General features: G+C 36.2%; 14 protein-coding genes. 6 read left to right on the forward strand and 8 right to left on the reverse strand.

The genetic code is table 11. The features are described from left to right. Nucleotides 1–14 precede the first annotated feature (14 nt). Together G7Y56_RS14315 and G7Y56_RS14320 are read right to left on the reverse strand one after the other, a co-directional pair. A complete protein-coding gene (locus G7Y56_RS14315; RefSeq protein ID WP_165044481.1) occupies nt 15–1,310 on the reverse strand; it encodes a mechanosensitive ion channel family protein in 1,296 nt (431 codons plus the stop codon). 9 nt (nt 1,311–1,319) lie between these two features. Beyond that, nucleotides 1,320–1,664, reverse strand: a complete 345-nt coding sequence (locus G7Y56_RS14320) for a hypothetical protein (RefSeq protein WP_165044483.1) — start codon at nt 1,662–1,664, stop codon at nt 1,320–1,322. A gap of 177 nt (nt 1,665–1,841) precedes the next feature. Between G7Y56_RS14320 and G7Y56_RS14325 the strand changes: the two genes are divergently transcribed. Both G7Y56_RS14325 and G7Y56_RS14330 read left to right on the forward strand, forming a co-directional pair. After that, nucleotides 1,842–2,234 carry a diacylglycerol kinase family protein gene (locus G7Y56_RS14325; RefSeq protein ID WP_165044485.1) on the forward strand — a complete coding sequence of 131 codons (393 nt, stop codon included), beginning with the start codon at nt 1,842–1,844 and terminating at the stop codon, nt 2,232–2,234. Nucleotides 2,235–2,258: 24 nt separating this feature from the next. Beyond that, entirely contained in the window at nt 2,259–5,063 is a 2,805-nt protein-coding gene (locus tag G7Y56_RS14330) for a pitrilysin family protein (RefSeq protein WP_165044487.1), read from the forward strand. A 72-nt stretch (nt 5,064–5,135) separates the two neighbouring features. Here the strand turns inward: G7Y56_RS14330 and G7Y56_RS14335 are convergent, their stop codons facing one another. The 3 genes from G7Y56_RS14335 to G7Y56_RS14345 form a co-directional block, all read right to left on the reverse strand. Further along, a complete protein-coding gene (locus G7Y56_RS14335; RefSeq protein ID WP_255491369.1) occupies nt 5,136–5,774 on the reverse strand; it encodes an HAD family phosphatase in 639 nt (212 codons plus the stop codon). A gap of 53 nt (nt 5,775–5,827) precedes the next feature. Next, complete coding sequence (locus G7Y56_RS14340; RefSeq protein WP_165044489.1) at nt 5,828–7,504, reverse strand: putative transporter; 1,677 nt, start codon at nt 7,502–7,504, stop codon at nt 5,828–5,830. A gap of 223 nt (nt 7,505–7,727) precedes the next feature. Then, entirely contained in the window at nt 7,728–8,573 is an 846-nt protein-coding gene (locus G7Y56_RS14345) for a sugar phosphate isomerase/epimerase (RefSeq protein WP_165021844.1), read from the reverse strand. Between the two features lie 220 nt (nt 8,574–8,793). On the opposite strand from G7Y56_RS14345, the gene kbl reads away from it, so the two are divergent. The 4 genes from kbl (at nt 8,794) to G7Y56_RS14365 (ending at nt 12,678) form a co-directional block, all read left to right on the forward strand. Next, the gene (gene kbl, locus G7Y56_RS14350; RefSeq protein WP_165044491.1) at nt 8,794–9,987 is read left to right on the forward strand and encodes a glycine C-acetyltransferase; all 1,194 of its coding nucleotides are present in this window, start codon (nt 8,794–8,796) and stop codon (nt 9,985–9,987) included. Further along, the gene (locus G7Y56_RS14355; protein ID WP_165044493.1) at nt 9,984–10,958 is read left to right on the forward strand and encodes an NAD-dependent epimerase/dehydratase family protein; all 975 of its coding nucleotides are present in this window, start codon (nt 9,984–9,986) and stop codon (nt 10,956–10,958) included. Before kbl ends, G7Y56_RS14355 begins: the two co-directional genes overlap by 4 nt. Before the next feature lie 190 nt (nt 10,959–11,148). Continuing rightward, nucleotides 11,149–11,535 (forward strand): BlaI/MecI/CopY family transcriptional regulator, encoded by a 387-nt coding sequence (locus tag G7Y56_RS14360; RefSeq protein WP_165021833.1) that lies wholly within the window; start codon nt 11,149–11,151, stop codon nt 11,533–11,535. A gap of 6 nt (nt 11,536–11,541) precedes the next feature. Further along, a complete protein-coding gene (locus tag G7Y56_RS14365; protein WP_165044495.1) occupies nt 11,542–12,678 on the forward strand; it encodes a M56 family metallopeptidase in 1,137 nt (378 codons plus the stop codon). 97 nt (nt 12,679–12,775) lie between these two features. Here the strand turns inward: G7Y56_RS14365 and nadC are convergent, their stop codons facing one another. The 3 genes from nadC to nadA are packed head-to-tail and all read right to left on the reverse strand — an operon-like array spanning nt 12,776 to nt 16,221. Continuing rightward, nucleotides 12,776–13,636 (reverse strand): carboxylating nicotinate-nucleotide diphosphorylase, encoded by an 861-nt coding sequence (gene nadC, locus G7Y56_RS14370; RefSeq protein WP_165044497.1) that lies wholly within the window; start codon nt 13,634–13,636, stop codon nt 12,776–12,778. Then, complete coding sequence (gene nadB, locus G7Y56_RS14375) at nt 13,633–15,210, reverse strand: L-aspartate oxidase (RefSeq protein ID WP_165044499.1); 1,578 nt, start codon at nt 15,208–15,210, stop codon at nt 13,633–13,635. Before nadB ends, nadC begins: the two co-directional genes overlap by 4 nt. Nucleotides 15,211–15,216: 6 nt before the next feature. Beyond that, a complete protein-coding gene (gene nadA, locus G7Y56_RS14380) occupies nt 15,217–16,221 on the reverse strand; it encodes a quinolinate synthase NadA (RefSeq protein ID WP_165044501.1) in 1,005 nt (334 codons plus the stop codon). Nucleotides 16,222–16,571 lie beyond the last annotated feature (350 nt).

Below are 16,571 nucleotides of genomic sequence, written 5' to 3' on the forward strand. Positions count from 1 at the left end.
GCTAGGTAGAATAATCACCCATTCTCAGTTTTACGCATATAAACATTGTAATCATCACTACCCGACGAACTTTCAAATATTTGTAAATCAAAATATTTAACGACACTGATCAAATGATTAAATATTTCGGTCGAGATGGCTTCGTACTCAGCCCATACTACTGTGTCTGTAAATGTATATAGTTCTACGGGCAATCCTTCTGGGGTCGGGGCTAACTGGCGAACCATTAATGTCATCGTTTTATTAATTTTAGGATGATGGCGCAGGTAATATATGCCATATTGCATAAACAGGTCATTATTCGTAATTCTTGGTCCGATAACTAAAGGAGAGGAACCTTCTATCTTTTTATTATTATTCTTATGCTCTGCTATAAATTCACCTAGTCCATCTATATGTTTAAACTTATCTAATTCCTCATCTCTCAAAAAGCGAATATCAGATTGTTTTATATATATAGCTTTCTTAATACGTCTGCCACCTGACTCTTGCATACCCCGCCAGTTTTGAAACGAATCTGAAATCAGAGCATATGTTGGTATTGTAGTTATTGTTTTATCGAAGTTCCTAACTTTTACAGTGGTAAGTGTAATCTCTTCAACTGAGCCATCTGCACCATATTTATTCATTGTAATCCAGTCTCCTATCTGTACCATGTTGTTAGTCGAGATTTGGATACTGCCTACAAACCCCATTATAGAATCTTTAAACATCAGAAGTAAAACGGCAGAAGCAGCTCCCATTGCTGCAAAGAATGCCATTGCTGATTTCCCTGTGACTATAGAGAAGATTGCAACTGCTCCAAATATAAAAAGCACCATTTGGATAACTTGCATATAGCTTTTCATCGGTTTATTATGAAAAGCAGGTTTTTCTTGAAGTATATCTCCAAATGATTTTATTACAGCCATAACAGTCCATATAACCATGAATACCATGTATATATCAGCTATCTTCAAACAAGGAACTATCAGGCTTTTAAAATTGAAAAAAATAATAGGTATAACACTCCTTACAAAGGAGTATGGTACAATAAGAGCCAGATAATGAGGTAACCGATTGTTAATTCCGTATTTGAAGAAGGATATGGATGTTACTTTAGTAATACGCTGAGATACAAATATCAAGAGTTTCCTTACCAGTAGCTGCAAAAGGTAACTTGCGGTAGCTACTATTACTAACAGTACTACCAACTTAGTATAAATAATCCATTGCTCAGCAACCCCCAATTTAGTGAGTAGCTCTTGCATCCATGAATTTATAGAGATTATTATATCATCAAAATCTGTTTGAACTTGTTCAGCTTCCATTATATTATATTATTTTTTTGTATCTATTCGTACAAAAACTTTATTCTTATCGAAATAACAGTTGAGTGTATCGTCAGTATTATATAAACGAGAGCTACCCACATATGCCCAATTAGCTCTTAAATAAACCTTGCATAAATACACATCATCAGGTTGAACCCTTTGGTCTACGGGTACTTCCTCATACGATATAGGTTTTAATATTTCAATATTTGTTTTGATATTGTTTTTCTCGTCATTATATCTGATGTGTTGCTTTACAGACTTACCCATTTCAGTTAAAGTGTGATCGTAAGCACCACCACACGAAAAGAATATGAATCCAAGTAGGATAGAGTAAATATATTTATACATATCAATTAATTTTAAAGTTTTATCAAAAGTAACGATTCTTAGCCAGAACAACAAGCCCGACTATACTTCATAGAGTACATAAATGATAAAAATACATAAAGAAAAAAGTTTAAAATGATTACTATCCTAGTGTATTTTTATACTTTAGCGTTTATATTTAAATACTTTTTCAGTAATATGGAAGATTTCAAGTCGGAAAGGTTTTCGGTACGTAAGAGATTAAGATCTTTTAGATATGCTTTTGATGGATTGAGAATCTTGTTTAGAGAGGAGCACAATGCCCGTATTCATTTGGTCGTATCGATTTGTGTTATTCTTATGGGAGTTGTGTTTAACATATCGGTTGCAGAATGGCTGGCTATATGTATCCTGATTGGATTGGTATTTAGTTTAGAAATAATAAACTCTGCAATTGAGAATTTGTGCGACTATATAAGCCCGCAAAGGCATGATATAATAAAGAAAGTAAAAGATATGGCTGCGGCTGCTGTTCTGGTTGCTACAATTATGTCTGTAGTCTGTGGCTTAATTATATTTGTTCCAAAATTATACAATCTTATATGTCAGTAAATAAATAATTTAGATTAAGTTAATATGAGAAAACTGTTTATTCTAATTGCTTTACTTACTTTCTCTTTCGTTCTTAATGTTAACGCACAAGAGAAATTACCTATCGATCCTCAGGTCAGATATGGTAAGCTAAGTAATGGCTTGACGTATTATATTCGTCAAAATGCGTATCCTGAGAAAAGGGCTGATTTCTATATAGCTCAGAAAGTAGGTTCGATGCAAGAAGAGGATTCTCAGATGGGACTTGCTCACTTTTTAGAACATATGGCTTTCAATGGAAGTAAGAACTTTCCGGGTCGAAAAGCTATGCTTGATTACTTGGAGAAAAATGGAGCAAAATTCGGAGCAAATGTAAATGCATACACCTCATTCGACGAAACAGTTTATAACCTATCGGATATACCTGTGGTGCGTGAGGGTGTTGTCGATTCCTGCCTTCTGATATTGCATGATTGGTCTGGCTTCATTACTTTAGATAATGAAGAAATAGACAAAGAGCGTTCTATCATAAAAGAGGAATGGCGCACAAGAGGTAGTGCACAAATGCGTATTTGGGAGAAGCAACTACCTATCCTATTTAAAGATAGTAAGTATGCTAACCGTCTTCCGATAGGGACAATGGAGGTTGTTGAAAACTTTGAACACCAAACATTAAAAGACTATTACCATAAATGGTATAGACCAGATCTTCAGGCCATCATTGTAGTTGGAGATATTGATGCAGATAAGGTGGAAGCAAAGATAAAAGCTATGTTTGCAGATATTCCTGCCCCTGCTAATCCGGCCGAAAGAATATATTATCCGGTACCCGACAATGAGGAACCCATTGTAGCTATTACTACCGATCCGGAGGCTGTCAGAACACAAGTTACGCTGTATATAAAGCACGATGTATTGCCTGCTGAACTAAAAAAGACAAACATCGGATTAATCATGTCTGTCATGCAAGAACTTGTATCTAAAATGTTTTCAGATCGTTTAAGTGAAATCTCACAAAAAGCAGATGCACCTTTTGCTGTTTCTATTGCTTATGATGGTCCTTATTTTGTCTCTAAAACTAAAGATGCATGGACAACGATAGCGCTTAGTAAAGAAGGGCAGATCGATGCTACATTAGCGACTCTTATACGAGAAAATGAGAGAGTGAGTAAATTTGGATTTACGGATGCTGAACTAGAAAGAGCCAAGGCTACACTGCTTCAAAGGTATGAAACTGCATATAATAACCGTAGCAAAGAATTGAATGATTCCTATATAAGAGAATATGTAGAAAGTTTTACAGATGGTGATGCAATACCGGGTATTGAATTTGAATATAACTTTGTAAAACAATTTGCACCTATGGTAGATGCTGATGCGATTAACCAATTTATCAGACAAATTATTACTGATAAAAATATTGTTATATCGGTAACAGGTCCCGAGAAGGATGGCATTATCTACCCTTCTGAAAGTGAACTACTGAATATATTTAAAATAGTTGATGCTGAAAATATGACTCCATATGCTGAAACTGTATCAAATGAACCTCTTATAAGTCAATTACCTAAAGCAGGAAGCATTGTTGATACAAAAACTGACGAGAAGTTAGGTTCTACCTCATGGACATTGTCGAATGGGATGAGGGTTGTTCTTAAAAAAACTGATTTCAAAGATGATGAAATATTAATGTCATCCATAGCTTATGGAGGAACTTCTATTGTTCCGGACAATGATATGCATAATGCAGAATTAGTAGGTGCAGTTCCTCATATTGGTGGTATTGGAAATTTTAGTGCTACGGATCTGAAAAAAGTATTAGCCGGAAAATCAGCTAAGGTTGGTGTGAATGTAGGTAGATGGGATCAGAATATTAGTGGATCATCAAACATTAAGGATGTTGAAACATTACTTCAATTGACTTATTTGTACTTTACAGCTCCGCGTAAAGATTTGGATGCGTATACATCATTACTCGATATGATTAAAAACCAGTTGAAGAATATGAAAACTGAACCTTCTGCTATTTTTTCTGATTCAACAACATACGCTATGTACGGAGATAACCTTCGAACAAAAGAATTGAAACTGGAAGATGCCGAGAAACTTAATTATGACCGCACAATAGAAATTTATAAAGAAGTATTTGCTAATCCGGGCTCATTCGTATTTACGTTTGTAGGTAATGTAGATGAAGTCGCAATGAAACCGTTAGTAGAGCAATACTTAGCGTCACTCCCATCAGGGAACAAAAATGCCAGATATAAAGATGTGAATTATGATATAAGAAAAGGTACATATACTAATGTTTTCGAACAAGAGATGAAGAATCCTAAAGCCTCTGTATTTGATCTTTATAGCGGTACTCTAAAGAGAGATCAGAAAACACGTATAGCTCTAGATGCTCTGAATCAAGTGTTGGATATGGTATATGTAGAAACAATCAGAGAAGAAGAAGGTGGTACATATGGCGTGCGTTCGAGAGTTGAAATCAATCGTATTCCCGAAGGGCAAACAATTGTACAAATGACATACGATACTGATCCTGAAAAAGCAGCTACATTGAATAAAATTATTCATAGAGAACTAGATAAAATTGCTCAGGATGGTCCTAAGGATAAGGATTTCCAAAAAGTAAAAGAATATATGGCAAAGAAATTTCAGGAAAATACTAAACAAAACGGTTATTGGAATGCAGTATTAAATGCTTATTATTTTTACAATGACGATGTTTATTCGAATTACATGACAATACTTAATTCATTGACAACTGAAGATGTAAAGGCAGTAACAAAAGCATTGCTATCACAAGAAAATGTAATAGAAGTGATAATGGTTCCTAAAAAATAAATTGAGAATATATTAAAAAGAACGAGGCTTACTATAGTATAGTAAGCCTCGTTCTTTTATAATAATCTTTATTCAGATACTATATAACTCTGAAACATCGAAATTCGTAAAATCAGGAATAACTCTCACACATTTATCTATCAGCGTATCTGCCGGATGTGTTGTTGCCAAACCGATAACTTTCATACCGGCGGCTGTTCCAGCTTCAATTCCGGCATAAGAGTCTTCAAATACAATACAATCTTTGGGATCTGCACCTAGATCTTTTGCTGCTAATAAGAAACAATCGGGTGCTGGTTTACCGTGAGTGACACGAGCTGCCGATACTACCGTGTCGAACAATGTATCGAAATGTACATCTCTGTATACCCCAATTAATTTAGTATCGGTAGAACTGGTTACAAGACCAACCTTGATACCTTGCTTCTTCAATTCATTAACAAACTTGATAGAACCCGGTATTTCGGGATATGTCATATTCGCTTCGAATTTATCTATCTCTTCCACAAGAGCATCTCGTTCTGCCTGAGTGTATTCAGAAAAATACTTCTTTAATATGTTTGGGAGAGTTGTTCCTTTTATTATTTTCTCGAAATTAGGGATTCCTATACTATATCTGTCAGCAGCATGCTTCCAGAACTTATCGTATTGAGGTTCAGTATCGATCATAACCCCATCCATATCAAAAAGTACACAAATATTATTCTTCATATCTATATTTTCAACAGTTTTATGAGTATAAAGTAACGAATTAAAAGCTAATGTTACAAGAAGAACAATAACAATAGTTGGGTCGATATGATTCGGATAAACATAGATACCGGGTAAACTGTTGCATAAGCAACAGAAGGCTCATCACCCTCTACTGTGGAGTCAACATAACTTAAGGCTATCGGATTAGCCATACTTCCACATAGCATTCCTACGCTTTTGGCATAATTGATATGCAGTACTTTCATAGCAAGTACACCTACTATAATAACGGGAATAACGGTTAGTCCAAACCCTAATCCAACCCATAGAAGTCCTTCGGGTTGTAAAACAGTTTCGAAGAAATGCCCTCCTGCGTCAATACCCAAACAAGCTAAATACACAACAAGACCTAGTTGACGCATCATCAAATTCGCACTCTGTGTAGTATAGGTTGTCAGATGAAAACGTGGACCAAAAGCACCCATTAAGATTCCAACAATTATTGGCCCTCCGGCAATGCCCAGCTTAATAGGAAAATTCATTCCGGGAAATTGAAACGGTAGTGCTCCTAATAGTAAACCGAAAGCAATACCTATAAATATAGCAATTAGATTAGGCTCTTTCAATCGTTTTACTTCGTCACCCAGAATCTTCGCTACATTATTAATAGAAGCCGCTTCACCAACTACGGTTATCCTATCCCCTATTTGCAGAGACAGGTGTGGCGATGGCAATAGATCGATGCCGGCACGATTGATACGGGTAATGTTTATACCATAAATATTGCGCAATTTTAGTGTCCCAAGCTTCACACCATTAACCTTACCTCGTGTAACAATTATGCGACGTGAAACAAGCTGGCTATTGTCTATGTGATTCCAATCTATATCTTCTTTATTCCAATCCACATTTTCTTGCTCTCCAAAGAGAACTTTGATACTTTCTACATCCGATTTTATGGATATAATAAGGAGATGATCATTTTGGTTTAATACACATTCGGATGTTGGAATAGTTACCTTTCCATCTCTCCAGATGCGGGATATTACGAAGCGTTTAGATGTATGCTTCATAATTTCGCGTATTGTTTTTCCGAAAAGTGCAGGATTGGTTACATGGAATTCGCCCACATAAGTATCCGAGTCTTTCTTTTCCTTTATTTTGCCGGAATTGTCTTTCGGTCCAAACCATGTGCGCATAAGAGCAATAGCTAATATCACCCCTACTACACCTAGAGGATATGCTACTGCGCAAGCCAGCGCCATGTCTGATATAGATTTGGTATCGTTAGGCGCTACTTGTCTTAATGCTTGTTGTGCTGCACCGAGAGCAGGTGTATTTGTTACAGCACCTGTAAGAAGCCCAACCATATTAGGTAACGAAACGTTACTGAAATGACTAAATATAAGAGTTAATAGAATACCAATAACAACGACAGCGAAAGCCAGAGAGTTGAGTCGTAGTCCTCCTTTCTTTAATGACGAGAAAAACCCGGGTCCTACTTGTAATCCTAAGGCATAAACGAATATGATTAGTCCAAAATTTTGAGCAAAATGAAGCATATCCTCATTTATGTCTAAATTAAGATGACCAACTAGAATGCCTATAAAGAAAACAAATGTAATGCCTAAAGAGACATTGAATAATTTCAATTTCCCCAGTTGGAGGCCAATTGCTGATACTGCCGAAATTATTATAATAGACTGTATGGTAGAAGGCTGTAAAATGGTATTTAATAACCAATCCATAATTAGGTTTTTTAAAATTGCGCCAAAGGTATAACATTCTCTATGATTTTATGTTCTTAAAAAGAGGGAATTTAATAGCTCAAAACCTTTAGAATAGAGGGCTATATGTGTCATTTATTTAGAATAAATCAGATTATAAAGACAGCTGCGCATTATAATAAATAAAGGGTGTAAATTCGTCGAACTTATGCCCTTTATATTATCGAAAAGTAAGATCAGGGTTTTATGTTAATGCTATCATTTTACGAATAAATTCGAGACTGCCTTTCGCCAGATCGTCGGCATCGTATTTCGATCGCTGCCATAAAGATACCGCACTTGACATTCCTTCGACTGAAGAGGAGAAGTTTTCCAGAACGAGATTTCCTGTATAATCAATTTCTTTCAACGCTTTGAATAAGTCAGCCCAATGGACATTGCCTTCTCCTAGCATTCCTCTGTTACTTTCAGTCATATGGACATGTTTCAGTCTATCGCCAGCACTTATTATGGGATCATAAAAGTTATCTTCTTCTATATTCATGTGAAATGTATCAAGATGCAAATACATATTAGATACATCTAGTCTCTTTAATAGCTCTAATACATTTTCACCGGTATTACATATATAAGACTCATAGCGATTGATTGGCTCTACGCCAATATTTACACCATATTGTTGAGCATAATCGGCGACTTCTGCCCAAACATCACAGATTGTTTGTTTCTCGCTCTCTGTACAAACATTCCCCGAAAAAGAGCCAATGCCCGAATGAAGTACACCCCCAAGATGATTCAGTTCGAGTTCAGCGACTTTGTCTAATGCTTTTTTGATCAGTTGTAAAGCCTCTTTGGGATGAGTTGGTATATGTGTGTCGGCAGATAAGTTTAAGCCACACACGGCATCTATATTGTATCTGTCAAGTTGCTTTCTCACACTATTTGTATCTATCACCATCGAGTGAGGCAATAATAACTCTATGAGATCGAAACCTATGTCCGAAGCTTTCTTTATAGCGTACAATCCGGCTTCATCATTCCATAGGGGATGTATCCAGGATAATGTGGTAGCACCTAATTGGGGATTCATGGCATATCTGTTTTTTGATGAACGATAAATTGCTGATTATAAAGATAAAAACATTTCAGTTATGACAAAGGAAATGAAAGAGTTTTTTCTCGTTAAAGGATACCAATAAAATTTAAACAGGAACTTAGCTAAAAAAGCAAAAGTTGACGAGATTATTTTTAAGAGATACCTGCTTCTAATGTAACATTTTCACTAACTTTGTTTCCAAAATCTTAAAGCTATGAGTACATATAAGAATTTCCAAAATTTTCTGCAAGAAGAACTTGCAAATATACAATCTGCCGGGCTGTATAAGAATGAGCGAATAATCACTTCTCCTCAGAGTGCTGAAATACGTGTTAGTACAGGGCAAAATGTACTTAACTTTTGTGCAAACAACTATCTGGGACTATCAGATAATCAGGAGTTGATAGATGCAGCTAAACAGGCACTCGATACACATGGATACGGTATGTCTTCGGTTCGTTTTATATGCGGTACTCAGGATATACATAAAGAATTGGAAGCGGCTATCACTAAATTCTTCGGAACAGAAGATTCTATTCTATATGCAGCATGTTTCGATGCCAATGGTGGTGTTTTCGAACCTTTATTGAATGAACAAGACGCAATAATATCAGATTCGTTAAATCACGCATCAATTATTGATGGGGTACGCTTGTGTAAAGCTGTACGTTACCGTTATGCAAATGCTGATATGGCTGATCTTGAAAAACAATTACAACTGGCACAATCACAACGTTTTCGTCTGATCGTTACCGATGGTGTATTTTCGATGGATGGTAATGTTGCCCCACTTGATAAGATATATGAGTTAGCTCAAAAATATAATGCAATGATTATGATCGACGAATCGCACTCAGCAGGTGTGGTTGGTAAAACAGGTCGTGGAACTACTGAATTATTCAATCTCAGAGGTAAGGCCGAAATCATAACAGGTACTTTGGGTAAAGCCTTTGGTGGTGCTATCGGTGGATTTACTACCGGAAAGAAAGAGATTATAGATATGCTTCGTCAGCGTTCTCGCCCATATTTGTTTTCGAATTCTATACCACCAGCTATTGCTGCTGCCGGTATTAAGATGTTCGAATTAATAGAAAGAACTAATGAATTACAAGATACGTTACATAGCAATACTGCCTATTTTGTTGAAAAACTTACAGCTGCTGGATTTGATATTAAGCCTACCCAATCGGCTATCTGTGCAGTTATGTTATATGATGCCAAACTATCGCAGGATATGGCTTCGAAGTTGTTGGATGAAGGAATCTATGTAACAGGATTCTATTATCCTGTTGTTCCAAAGGAGCAAGCACGTATTCGCGTACAAATTTCGGCTGCACACAAGAAAGAACATTTAGATAAATGTATTGCAGCTTTCACTAAAATAGGAAAAGAGCTCGGAATTATATGAAAAACATTCTAATTGTAGGAAGCACTGGACAAATAGGTTCGGAATTAAGTATTAGATTACGCTCGATTTACGGTGATAACAATGTTATATGCGGATATTATAAGCCGCCTTATCCTGATAATTTTTTCGATTTAGGTCCAACAGTAGAAATAGATGCGACAAATATAGATCAGATAGCAGATGCTGTCAAGAAGTATAAAATCGACACTATTTACAACCTTGCGGCTATACTATCTGCTACTGCCGAAAAGAATCCGAAACTAGGATGGAGCGTAGGTATGGATAGCCTTATGAACTGTCTGGATGTTGCACGGGAATTAAATTGTGCTGTATTTACGCCAAGTTCGATCGGTGCTTTCGGGAATAATACACCAAAGGATAAAACTCCTCAAGATACGATTCAACGACCAAATACGGTATATGGTATCACTAAGGTTGTGGGCGAATTACTTAGCGATTATTATTATAGCCGTTGGGGAGTTGATACACGTTCGGTACGTTTTCCGGGGATTATTTCTAATCTGACACATCCGGGTGGTGGTACTACCGATTATGCTGTAGAGATATTCTACAATGCAGTACAAGGCGAAAAATTTACTTGTCCTGTAAAGGCAGGAACATATATGGATATGATGTATATGCCAGATGCTTTAGATGCAGCTATTCAGATAATGGAAGCTGATCCGAGCAAATTGGTTCATCGCAACTCGTTCAACATTGCATCCATGAGTTTCGATCCCGAAATGATATATGCAGAGATTAAGAAACACTATCCGCAATTCGTGATGGATTACGATGTTGATCCATTGAAACAAGCTATTGCCGATTCATGGCCAAATTCTCTTGACGACACTTGTGCCCGTGAAGAATGGGGATGGAGTCCTAAATATGATTTGGCAAAAATGACTATAGATATGATTCAGGTGCTAAAGGAGCGTTATTTGCAACAAACGTTGACTTTGCAGAAATAAAATAATTACAATTATATATACTATTAAAGAGCTATCTGTTTTGGATAACTCTTTTTTGTTTATCATAACTACCTGATTACAAGTAGTCAGTAAATAATTATATATTTTTGTCTAAAAAAATAGACTGGATATTTTGTTGTCTAAAAATTTAGACATATATTTGTTTCATACATTATAAAACATGAATATCATGCAACTAACAAAAGCCGAAGAACAAATAATGCAGATACTCTGGAGTATCGAAGAAGGTACTGTACAAGATATATTGCAAAAGTTTGCAGACAGTAAACCAGCTCGTACAACAATTGCTACTGTACTCAATATCTTGGAAACAAAACAATTTGTAGAGCATCGAACCGAAGGGCGGGTGAATATTTATAAAGCGACTATTTCGAAAGATAATTATTCTAAAAAGCAACTGTTCGGTTTTGTTAAGGATTATTTTAATGGTTCATTCTCATCCATGGTTTCTTTTTTCGCAAAAGAAAGCAATTTTACGATAGAAGAAATGGATGAATTATTAGAAGAAACTCGCCACGCCTTGAATGAAGATAATAGTGATAATAACCAACAATAAATTGCCATGAAAGAATTTATAGTTTATCTCTTACAATCGAGTATCTGCTTGAGTATCTTCCTGATTATTTATCAGATATTCTTTCGTTCCAGTACATTCTTTAAGTTCAATAGAAGTTTTTTGATGCTTGGGATGATTACGTCTCTAGCTATACCGCTTATACCCAATACGTACAATGTATATGTGACTTTACCCGCTTCGAATGAGATAGCAGATAATTCGGTAGGGCAATTGGCGGCGAATGACAGTATAGATATCTGGACAATTGTATTTGCCCTTTATATAACAGGTATGTTGATTATAATCATACGAAACATAAGAACTCTTGGCAATTTCATACAGCTACTCAGATCGGGGACCCTTTCTAAAAATAAAACTTACAAATTGATTGATACAGTTAAAGTTAATTCTCCACTATCTGTATGGAATTATATCGTAATAAATACACAAAAATTGTCGGATACGGAGAAAGATCTGATAATAAAACACGAACAAACGCATATAAATCAGAAACATTGGATAGACTTATTGTGTAGCGAATGCATGCTGCTACTTCATTGGTTCAATCCGCTGATATGGTTTTATATATTTCTATTGAAAGAGAATCACGAATTCTTGGCGGATAAAGCTGTGATCGATTCGGGGACGTCACCCGCATTGTATAAGGCAGTTTTGATAAACCAACGATTTCAGGGCCCAGTGTTTTCTTTTTCCAATTCATTTAATTATTCAAACAATTTAAATCGATTAGTTATGATTAAGAAAACTAAAAGTTCGCCATGGAAAAGGTTTGCTGCACTAGCAATCATTCCAGCATTAGGATTGTTTTTCTGGGCTTCTGCTCAACCACGCTATATTGTAGATAATTACAGTCCCGGAAATACAGGGCAAAAAGAAAGTATTTATACTTTTGATAATCAGACTGATGTATTTCAAGATAAAAAAGAGTCAGCCAAAGGTGAAAAACCTCTATTCGATGATAACTTATTTATTGTAGATGACATTGAAGTTACAGCAGCAGAAGTGAGAGCTCTTGATCCCGGAAAAATTGAATCAATGAGTGTTTTAAAAAGAGAATTTGCTGTCAAGGAATATGGAGAAAGAGGTAAAAATGGAGTTGTTGTTATTAAAATGAAGAAGTAAAAAAATATTTACCTAGAATGTAATAGAGGACTACGATCTGTAGCCCTCTATTTATTTTATGTATGTAATACCTATAAAATGAAAACAAGATTTTAATTTAAAAAGCTTTCAAACTCAAATCGATATTAGGTGCAGAATAGATTATAGCACCCGATGAGATATAGTCTACGCCTGTTTCTACAATAGCCTGTACCGATTCTTTTGTGATTCCGCCCGAAGCCTCTGTCATAGCTGCTCCATCTATTAGCTGAACAGCTTCTTTCATCTCTTCCAGCGACATGTTATCAAGCATAATAATGTCGACAGCTTTTGTTGCTAAAGCTTCTTTTACTTCATCCAGATTGCGTGTTTCGACCTCTATCTTTAGATCCTTGCCTTTTTCTTTCAAGTATTTTACCGTCGATTCCACGGCTTTAGTAATACTCCCTGCATAATCATTGTGATTATCTTTCAGCATAATCATATCGAAAAGGCCATATCTGTGATTCTGTGCCCCACCGATATGTACCGCCCACTTTTCACACATTCTAAAGATAGGAGACGTTTTGCGAGTATCCAGTATTTTTGTTTTGCTATCGGCTACTAATGCAACCATTTGGTGCGTATAGGTGGCTATACCGCTCATACGCTGCATACAATTGAGTACAAGGCGTTCCATCGTCAATATAGATTGAGCAGAGCCCGAAACGGTAAAGGCAATATCTCCTTCTTTTACCTCTTCGCCATCTTGCTTGAAGATTTCAATTTTTAAATCCTTATCATAATAGTGGAAAATTTCCTGTGCCAAATCGATACCGGCTAATATACAATCGTGTTTAACCAATAGTCTTGCTCGCCGTTGCATCGAAGCTGGTACACTAGCCAATGTAGAGTGATCTCCATCGCCAATATCTTCTCTGATAGCCTCACGGATGAAGTGAGTCAGTCTTTCGTGTGTTACATAGGAAGGTCTATTCATTTTTCTAAATCTTTATTATAAAAAGCTCCTCGGTTCTCTTTTTGCTCTATGCTTTGGGATATAATCAAATAAGCCACGCTTACCAGATTTCGCAATTCGGATAATTGAGGTGAAAGAATTGAAAAGTTATATATCTCTTTCACTGCTCTATATATTTCTTCTTCTTTTTGTTTGGCTAATTTCAATCGCTTATTGCTGCGGACAATGCCAACCAGATCGCTCATTAAATTTTGCAGTTCTTTGCGAAGATAATTCAATAAAACCATTTCTTCGTTGACATTCATACCTTCCTGATCCCATTCTGGTACTTTATGCAGATTGATATAATTGAAATCGTCTTCTAAAAGCCTTTTTATAGTCTTCAAAGCGGCTCTGTGAGCAAAAACCAGAGCTTCGAGCAACGAGTTTGATGCAAGTCTGTTAGCGCCATGCAAGCCTGTATTTGAACACTCGCCGACGGCAAACATGTTTTTTATAGTACTTTGTCCGAATAAATCGACATCGATACCTCCACATAAATAGTGGCTTGCGGGAACGACGGGTATCAGGTCTTTGAACATATCTAAGCCTTCATCTTTGCATTGTTGATAGATGTTTGGAAAATGGTTCATGAATTTCTCATGATCTAAGTGGCGGCAATCGAGACAGACATAATCGTCTCCTCTCAATTTCATTTCGCTATCGATTGCTCTTGCTACAATATCTCGTGAAGCAAGTTCCTCACGAACATCGTATTTATGCATAAAACGCTCGCCCGATATCGTACATAATTTAGCCCCGAATCCTCTTACAGCTTCCGATATGAGAGGTAACTGACCGGCCCTATTACTATAAAACGCAGTAGGATGAAATTGAATAAATTCCATATTGCTTATTTTGGCTTTTGCCCGATGTGCTAAGCCAATGCCATCGCCTGTTGCGATATTAGGATTGGTTGTATTTTTATATACATGCCCACATCCCCCTGTTGCCATAAGAGTTATTTTGGCAGACATTCTTTTTATCTTTTGCGTCTTAATGTCTAAAACGTAGGCTCCGTAACAATTGAGATTGTATTTGTCGAACGATTCATTCGGAATATGATGTTCTGTGATCAGATCGACAACGTAATGGTGGGTAAGTAATTCTATATTTTCAGAAGCTCGTACAGCTTCGAGTAATGCTCTTTCTATTTCTGCTCCTGTTATATCTTTGTAATGTACAACACGATTTTCGGTATGACCTCCTTCTCGTCCCAGATCGTATGTTTCTGTATCATTCTTATCGAAGTTAGCCCCCCACTCTACCATTTCTTTTATGCGTTCGGGCCCTTCTTTTACAACTATTTCTACAGTTTCTGTTTTACATAAATTGTCTCCGGCACGCAATGTATCTTCGATATGCTTTTCGAAACTATCTTTTTGGAAATCAGTTACGACGGCTACACCACCTTGGGCGTATTTTGTATTGGATTCTTCGTCGTCCGATTTGGTTATAACAGTTATTTTTGATTCAGGTCTTTGCTGGGCAATTTTCAATGCGTACGATAATCCCGAAATTCCTGAACCTATGACTAAAACGTCTGTATATATCATCGTTTATTACTTAATCGTTTTGGATAATTCCAACATTTTGTTGATCGGGCGTAATGCTTTCAATCTGATGTCTTCATCAAGTAGTATTTCGGGCAACTCGTATTTCATACATAAATAGAGTTTCTCCAACGTATTCAGCTTCATAAAATGGCATTCACTGCAATTACATCTTTCATCCTGTGTTAATGCAGGAATCAGCTTTTTGTGAGGAGCTCTTTTATGCATTTCATGCAAGATACCTTCTTCGGTAGCCACTATAAACTCCTGACAATCATCATTCGCCACATAGTTCAATAAATTGGCTGTAGATCCTATATAATGAGCTACTTGCAATACAGGCTTTTGTGCTTCGGGATGAGCTATTAATTTCGCCTTCGGATTATTGAGCATTTGTTGGGCAATCCGTTCTAAAGAAAACGCTTCATGCACAATACAAGCTCCATCCCACAAAATCATATTGCGACCCGTTACCTGATTTATATACCTGCCTAAATTACGATCGGGAGCGAAGATTATTTCTTGATCCAATGGTAAAGAGTTAATAATATGTTCTGCATTCGATGATGTAACTATTATATCACTTTCTGCCTTAACTGTAGAATCACAGTTTATATAACTAACTACAATGGCTTTCGGATGTTTCTTTTTCATCTCTCTGAGCCCTTCGCCCGAACATGAATCGGCAAGGGAACATCCCGCCAATGTATCTGGTAGAACAACTTTCTTAGTTGGGTTTAATATTTTTGCTGTCTCGGCCATAAAGTGTACTCCACAGAAAACAATCATATCAGCATTTGTTTTTTCTGCTTCACGAGCCAATTGAAGGCTATCGCCTAGAAAATCTGCAATATCTTGAATATCTCCTGTTTGATAATAATGAGCTAATATAATTGCATTCTTTTCCTTACGTAGCTTATTTATTTCTTCAATCAAATTGATTCCCTTCGGAATTTCCATATTTAGAAAACCCCTAGTAGAAAGTGTTTCAATCGCTTTTTCTAGTGTTGACATGTTTTTAGTTTTGAAATAGAGACCGAAATTACTGAATTATCTTGTAAGGAGTAAACTTTTGGCACTATTATTTGCCTAAATCAATATATAAAGTGTTCTCGTGATTATCTGTAATACGAAAGAGAGGTTCTGAATGGTAGAAAGAGATGATAATCAAAAGTGTATAAAGTGCGTCATTATATATTGTTAAACAATCAAAATCCTTGTATTTCAATTAAATTTTGGTAACAACATACAAACTTAACCCAATTTTTAGGTCATGGTTGTATGTTGTTATTTTACCTCTATTTTTAAATCATAAATCTATTCTGACCATTTACTGACTTCTGTAATCAATCTGTCTATCCAAT

The organism is Dysgonomonas sp. ZJ709, assembly GCF_011039195.1.
Classification (GTDB): domain Bacteria; phylum Bacteroidota; class Bacteroidia; order Bacteroidales; family Dysgonomonadaceae; genus Dysgonomonas.